This is a genomic window from Bartonella sp. AA89HNZF (genome assembly GCF_042196905.1).
Classification (GTDB): Bacteria; Pseudomonadota; Alphaproteobacteria; order Rhizobiales; family Rhizobiaceae; genus Bartonella.
In genome coordinates this window covers 1-5,429 of record NZ_JBHIRD010000042.1, presented here as the reverse complement: position 1 = coordinate 5,429, position 5,429 = coordinate 1, and the positions used below count along the sequence as shown (strand labels likewise).

The following is a 5,429-nucleotide window of genomic DNA, read 5'->3' as shown; positions in this document are numbered from 1 at the left end:
GCACAATCATTTGATCGGCTAAAGAGTGAGAAGATTCTGAAACAGCAGTTTGTTGTTTTTCATCAGAAAGAGGATGAAGACCTGATGGAGGTAACGTTACAAGATTCTGATTTTCTTGAGAGGAAGATACCGAAACACTGGAAACATTCTGTGCCCCTCTTAAATGACGTGGAGGACGTTGTTTGGGCATCTCTTTTTTAGTAGGTGGACGAGAACTGGTATTTTTCCCTCCAGAAGAGGGAGATTGATCAGACTGCGTACCACTCCTTGCAGATAATGAAAGAGGAGTCTTCGCTTTCTTATTCACACACTGTGCTTCAGTATTCGAACGTCCCATATCTTCAGAAGCTCTAGATAAATACCAAATTGTAGAATGACCACTAGAATCAGCACATCTTTCTCTCTTCAGCAAGCGATACTGATAGGTTCCACCATCAACAGCTGTAATGTCCGTCCCCGAAAGGTCTGCCAGCGTAAAATTAGCTCCTCCCTCTTGGCTTTTATCGGTAATTAAATTGACTCCGCTAACTAAACCATTCCTTTGTAGGAGAGAATCTGTAATTTCCCGACCAGAATCTGTAACACTTACTTTGTGGTTACCGGCACCATTATCGATCAACAAATAATCGCTATTATAATCTCCCATAGCATTTATATTAAAACGAAAATGTAAATCCCCTGAAAGTTTTTCAACATGAAGCGAAATATGTCTTGGATCATACGGAATAGAAGTAAAAGTAACAGTCCCTCCATTACCACCTAAATCTTTAATTTTAATCTGAGGTTTATGCTGGGTATCTCGTTCACCAATCTCAAATATTGTTTCTTCAACTCTGTCCTTTATAGGAATTTTTTTCTTAGTTGTATGATTTGTCCTATCACCAGCGAATAAATAAAGTTCTCCGTGATCATTGATCCTTACTTCTCCAAGGACATCTTGTATATCAACATGGAACCACGATTTGGCAGAATCTGTAATTGTTAAACTATTCACAAACCCTCTAGGATATACAACTTGAATAGCTTGATCCTTCAAAGTAGTTTTCAGAGATTCTCCTAACGCTAAAACGTGCTGTCTCCCATTCCCAGAAACCTCAGCATACATTGATTTCCCTCCCTCTTTTCTTTGTCCTGCATAAAGATTTTGTTCTCCATTATCTCCCACTTTCGTATACCAAGTCTCTGCCCCATCATACACATTCTGCTGCCCTATTGCTCCATCTCCACTAGTAACTGTGGAATTATATGCACTACTTCGTCTAACCACGCTTGTAAGATCAATATATGGCTCTTCATGAATAAACTGCTGCCCTCCCAAAATTTTGGCGTTCATTGCAATTCCTGCTCGTGTAACTATTTGCATCCCTCCTTTTTTAATAGTGGAACCTACAGAAGTTTCTCCATTTTCAACAAGCTCTACATCACCATATTCAATCGTCATATTATTTTTGAAAAAACTAGCAATCTGTTCTAATTTTTTTCCTTCCTCTTCTCTATTTCCCACATCTGTTGCTCTTGTTAGCACTCTATTCCTACTCTCAACTACACTTGCAGATTGCAAAAGACAACTACTGATCATCAATACTGAAAAACTTAATTTGTATTTATACCGCATTATCCACACTCCACTCTCAATTATTTAGAAAAATACCCCGCGGCTACATAGGTAGTTTGTTTTAGATTGTATCATAATGTGTTTTATTTATGTCTAAATGCAATTTTTTAGTGTATTTTTTTAATTTAAACAACTTTAAGTTGTTTGTCTATAAACCACTAAAAAACTCTAACTTAAGGCAGAAAAATTGAATAAAATTCAAAATGTTTACTTAAATTCAAGGAATAATTTGCATATCTGGAATTATAGATGAAAAAAATGCTTGTGCCCTTTAATGGCACCCCCCTTCACGTAAAACAAAACGCCATTGGGTTGTACATTCACGCACTTGTTTTAAAGAGACATCTCTCAATGCACTCAAGCCCATTTCGTAACGTCATCCATGAATGATATACCGGTAAAGCCATTGACCCCCCTATTTTTACGCTTATGAAGAAGCGGGCCGATATCATCATACACTTTGCCATCCCAATGTTGTGACAGCCCTTGACACTAGAGACGATTCATCAGAGACATTTTTACTTCTTTTTTGTATAGTTTTTATACACACCTTCATCCCGCTTGCGATGTGCCAAGCGAATAATTTTGATTGATTCAACATAAACAGATTTGGAATGAGAGAATCCTATGATTTTCGCGACTCTTATTCAACACGCATAGAAATGAATTATTATTATAAATTCAGTATGTTGCCTTTAAAAGAGAGAGTATAAAGACATTCCTACTATTTGAGAAAGTCCCTACACTCTCGAGAAGACATAGCCGAACGTTATCTGTTTAAGTTTGCAAAACAATTACATTTGTAAAGTTAATCAGCCATGCACACATATTTAGAAACTATAGCGTAATCCTAAAATACCTTGAAGAGCATTCTTAATCTTATGTCCTTTTAGATAATGTGCTTCCGCATAAAGTGTTAGTTTATCATTGACCGAACCGTTTAAACCTATTCCCAATTTACCCGCACTGCCTGATAAATCTGTAATAAATTTATACTGGTTATTAATTGTCGTATAATTATTATTTATATTCTCACGCAACCAAGCAGCCATAATGTAAGCTGTTAATGACGTTTCTGAATTCACAAAAAATTCATGTCCTGCAGTCAATCCAACTTCACTGCGGAATGAAGTTAATGGGCTTAGATCACCCATCATTCCATTTGAAAGTTTTATTCTTTTACCTTCAACCTGCAAACCTGTTAGCTTGATATAAGGCTGCATCCAAGTATTCTGTGCCGGTTCAAAATAACAACCGATCTCAAATGATCCACCTATTGCCCACTGATTGTAATGACTTTGAATGGCTAAACCATTCGTTGATATGGCTTTCAAATTATCTCGGTAATAATTATATTTCAAAACACCATCCATATACCATCCACGATGATCAAAATAAGTTGCGTAAGTTCCAATACTATAAGAGCTCAAATTGCTGTCACCACCTCGTGCATGAGAAATACGTGCTTGATCATAACTCCCAAAACCACCAACATACAACTCTCCATGCCCTAATTCACTCAACTGATCAGCACCAAAGACTAAACCTGTCTGCCCAAGTTTAAAGTGTGTATGGCCTGTCGCAACACGTTCTCTGCTCTTAATCCCATAAGTCCATAGTTCGATATCTTTCTTATTTCTGTCCCAAATTTTTCTACCATTCCGTATAATTTGCAACTCATTATTAAAAATAAGCCCAGGAACTACGGACAACGTTAACACTGCATCTGTAGAGGGGGTTGTTGATGTTTCTCCAGGAAAAAAAGGATTTGTCGGATCTGGCATAGAAGGTTCTGGTCCACTGAGGCGGTCTGCCGATAAAAACCAAACTTTTCCATTTTCATCCTTTCTTTCTTTCAAATCATACATATAAGTTCCACCATCAATGGCGTTAATTTTTTCACCCTTAAGATCTGTCAGCGTAAAATGCGCTCCACCACTTTGATCCGTAATTAAATCACGCTTATTTGAAAAAGGATCCGTGATTTCAACGCCAGAATCAGCAACACTTATTGTATGTTTCCCAGCGCCTTTCTCAACCAAGAGATAATCACCACGGTTATGGGCAATCGTAGTATTGAACGCGAAATGTAAATTTCCTGAAAGATTATTCACATGAAGCTGAGAATAATATGGATCAGAACCTGTAAACGAAAAAATAATACTCCCTTCACCACTTAATTTTTGTATCAAAGAACTTTTTCCATCAAACTCATCAGTAATAGAGTATAGTTTTGTATCTTTTCCATTTAAAATAATATCTTCTACTGTGGTGCGTTGTTGATCATTCCCAGCATAAAGATGGATCTGCCCAGAATGGTTTACCTGTGTCTTGCCTTCTAATGTTGCTCCAGCATGCACCCATGATTTTGTTTGATCATTCATTGTTAGATTTTTTACAGATCCGTCAGTATCTATTTCCTGAATAGCATTCTCATTTAAAGTGACTCCAATGGACTGACCACCTTTTAAAATACGTTGTTTACCACCACCAAAAACTTCTGTGTCAAATGCAAAACCACCATTTTTTGCACTTTGAGACTTTTGTCCAACCTCTTGGACACCCCCTCGCATAACTTTTGTATTCCAAACTTTTCCGCCATCATATACTTTTTGTTGGCCTAGTGTTTCATCTTGACCATAAATGATAGTGTGAGAAGCACTACTGCCTTTAATCTCTCCTCCAATATCCCCCTCGCCGAAAATAAGCTGCTCACCGCCATAAATTTTAGTCCCCTCTACTTTCCCTCCATTTCCAACACTTTGGTGCCCGCCTTCTTTAACAACAGCATTTTTCGAAAAACCTTGTTTTCCTTTTAAAGCCTGAACATTTTCAATTCCACCATGTTCAATTTTACTATTCTCACTGAGTCCTCCTGCATACACATAAAGCTCTGCACCATTCCTTACAGTGTTATTAATGGATCGCCCTGGACTATCAATCTCACCATCATTTGAAATGTATGCTTTACCTTCATTATCAAGGATATAATTTTCTAATATTGCCCCATCTTTAATGGAAATAAGTTCAGGCTTTTTAAGAAACGCAGTATTTTGTTCTTGTGCATTATATCCAGCATTGTCACGATGACTGCTGTCAAGCTCCTGTTGACTCGCAAACACTCTAGCACCCTTATCCATGATAAAATCGCTAGACTTTTTCAAAAAGTCTAATTCATTGCGCGTTCTTATCATGACATCATGAGAGGCTCCAAGTATGCATCTGCCTGTTTTCATATCCTCATTGTATTGATCGTGAAATACCTTATCATTTTCATAACTTGAAGATTGACAAAAAAATGCTGCTCTTCCCTCATTTACAGCAGCAGCTTGCACAAAACAGCTGCTCAACATGAGTATCCAACAATGTCGTTTCCATTTATATTGTAGAGCCATATCCTCCCCCCTTCACGCCTGCATAGACACTGAACGTAATTAGCTCTACAAAACATATTTTCAACCTTAGATTGCAACAATCCTTCTTAAAAATCCTCCTTATTTCATAAAAAACCGTTCTTTACAGTTTTTTTAATACTTTTTTGATCAAGAATATAAGGGCGTTTTTATAGTGCTTCTTTAGCATTTCCTCAGAATTTTCTTATCAAAAAAAGTAATGCATAATCAAGTATATAAGGGTATACAGTTTATCATGAACAACGAAGCTGCGTGCTCTGAAAAATTGTTCTCTGATGCTGCATTAAAAACTTAAAAAAACTAATCATACATTTAAAGATAACTAAAAAATAACCATATCGTTAGAAACTATAGCGTACACCTAAAATACCCTGAAAGGACTGTTTTGTTTTATGTCCTTT

The 5,429-nt window shown here is 36.9% G+C and carries 2 protein-coding genes; both read right to left on the bottom strand.

Translation table 11 applies throughout. The annotated features are described in order from the left end of the window. Window positions 1–1,615 (bottom strand): pertactin-like passenger domain-containing protein (locus ACFIN0_RS09330; RefSeq protein WP_375702400.1); only part of this gene is annotated, 1,615 nt, incomplete at its 3' end. Window positions 1,616–2,445: 830 nt separating this feature from the next. Then, window positions 2,446–5,010, bottom strand: a complete 2,565-nt coding sequence (gene bafA, locus ACFIN0_RS09325) for a BafA family autotransporter (protein WP_375702399.1) — start codon at window positions 5,008–5,010, stop codon at window positions 2,446–2,448. Window positions 5,011–5,429: the final 419 nt, after the last annotated feature.

Bases quoted from the DNA above. Each gene is read 5' to 3' on its own strand.
- bafA (WP_375702399.1), bottom strand. From the start codon at position 5,010: ATGGCTCTACAATATAAATGGAAACGACATTGTTGGATACTCATGTTG.